The 1,860-nt window shown below is 46.2% G+C and carries 2 pseudogenes; both read right to left on the bottom strand.

The features are described from left to right. Positions 1-585 precede the first annotated feature (585 nt). Positions 586-1,794: pseudogene (locus tag AC3LHT_RS09290) on the bottom strand (L-glutamate gamma-semialdehyde dehydrogenase); the annotation flags it as partial. Further along, positions 1,734-1,860 (bottom strand): annotated as a pseudogene (locus tag AC3LHT_RS09285) (nucleoside-diphosphate kinase); the annotation flags it as partial. The pseudogenes AC3LHT_RS09285 and AC3LHT_RS09290, both read right to left, overlap by 61 nt.

Here is a 1,860-nt window from a genome sequence, read left to right as displayed (position 1 = left end):
AAGCATTTATTACCGATGTAACCCCGCCCGATTGCCCGTATATTAAATTCTTTTTGTTCATATAGAACCCCCCTAATTCTTTGTTTTTGATGATTATAGCACAAAGCGAGGCTGTCAGCTGGTGAAGCGACGGTAAAAGCCGTTGTTGGTTGTGGGTTGTAGGTTGTGCGCAAAACATGTTGGGTACCGAGTTACGTGAGTGTATCAGAAACCGAGTTATGAGTTATGAATGATGAGTTATGAGTTAAAGAACTGAGGAGCCGAGTTGCGTGATTCGAGATCAAGAGCCGAGAGTCCGAGAAGCGAGATCAAGAGCCAAGTAACGAGAAAACATCAAACCCTGTCTTACAGTCAACTGCGCTAGCGGTTCAGGGCAACTCCGCAGGAGTTCAGAGCAATTGCGTTAGCAATTCATAGCGCGTTTTAGCAACACAGGTCTGGGGCATAGTTCCTACCAAGCCCTAGCAACTAGACCCTAGACCCGATCTCTTGTACCCTAAGTTGGTATTATCAGGTGTCATAAGACATTCTATAAATGAAGAATTTTAAAAACGCCACCCGGACCGGGTGGCATTTTTGTCGGCTTTATAGGTTTATCTTCTCAGTTATTGACTTAGCCTGCAAGAATAACAGTAAGTAGTCCCTTCCTCCAGCTTTCGAATCCGTACCGGACATGTTAAAGCCACCGAAAGGATGCACACCAACGAGAGCACCTGTGCATTTTCGATTGAAATACAGGTTACCCACATGGAAGATTTTTTTGGCTTCTTCGATACGCTCTCGTTTTTTCGTGTAAAGTGCGCCGGTTAAACCATATTCGGTACAGTTGGCTATATCCATTGCATCGTTGAAATCCTTAGCTTTGATAAATGCGGTAACAGGGCCAAAGATTTCTTCCTGGGCAACTCTTGCATAGCGATCAACATCTGCGATTATAGTAGGTTCTATGAAATAGCCCGGAAGGCCTTCTACGCGCTTTCCACCAGTAACGAGCCGTCCTTCTTCCTTCCCTATGTCTATGTAGCTCAAAATTTTTCTCATGGCATTTTCATTGACCACGGGACCAAGCCCGTTTTCTGGGTTTCTCACGTCTCCAATTTTTATCTCTTTTGTTCTTTCAATAACTTTTTTCAGCAACTCATCATAAATGGCTTCCACTACTATTACCCTTGAACCAGCGGAGCATTTTTGACCCTGAAAGCCAAAGGCGCTGGACACTATTCCTTGGGCTGCGGCGTCCAGATCTGCCGTTTCATCAACCACTACTGCATCTTTTCCACCCATCTCAAGCACTACACGTTTTATCCATTTTTGCCCGGGCTGGTGTTTGGCAGCTAGTTCGTTAATTCTAAGGCCCACATCTTTAGACCCTGTGAAGGAAATGAATCTGATTTTCGGATGTTCCACAATGTAATCGCCTATCTCAGCACCGCTACCAGGAACAAAGTTCACGACCCCCTCAGGCAAACCGGCTTCGTGGAGTATTTCTACAAATTTAGCAGCGATTATAGGAGAGTCGCTTGCCGGCTTAAGAAGCACGCAATTTCCGGAAACAGCTGCAGCTGAGGTCATACCGACCATGATCGCTCCCGGGAAATTCCAGGGTGGAATTACAGCCCCTACACCAAGGGGGATATAAACAAGTTCATTGTTTTCATCTGGGATTCTTACAACCGGTTGCTGTGAAGCGTATCTCACAGCTTCTCTCGAATAGAACTCCAGAAAATCAATTGCTTCTGCGAGATCTGCATCAGCTTCAGGGCCGCAATCACCAGCCCCTTGTTCTCGAACCGCGATAGGATCTCGCCCACCAGCTGGCGCTGCACCGCATCCGGTTTGATAATAACCAACGTCTGTTCC

The sequence above is a fragment of the Kosmotoga sp. genome (genome assembly GCF_982836095.1).
Note: the sequence above shows the minus strand (reverse complement) of the source record. Positions and strands in the feature narration are given on the sequence as shown.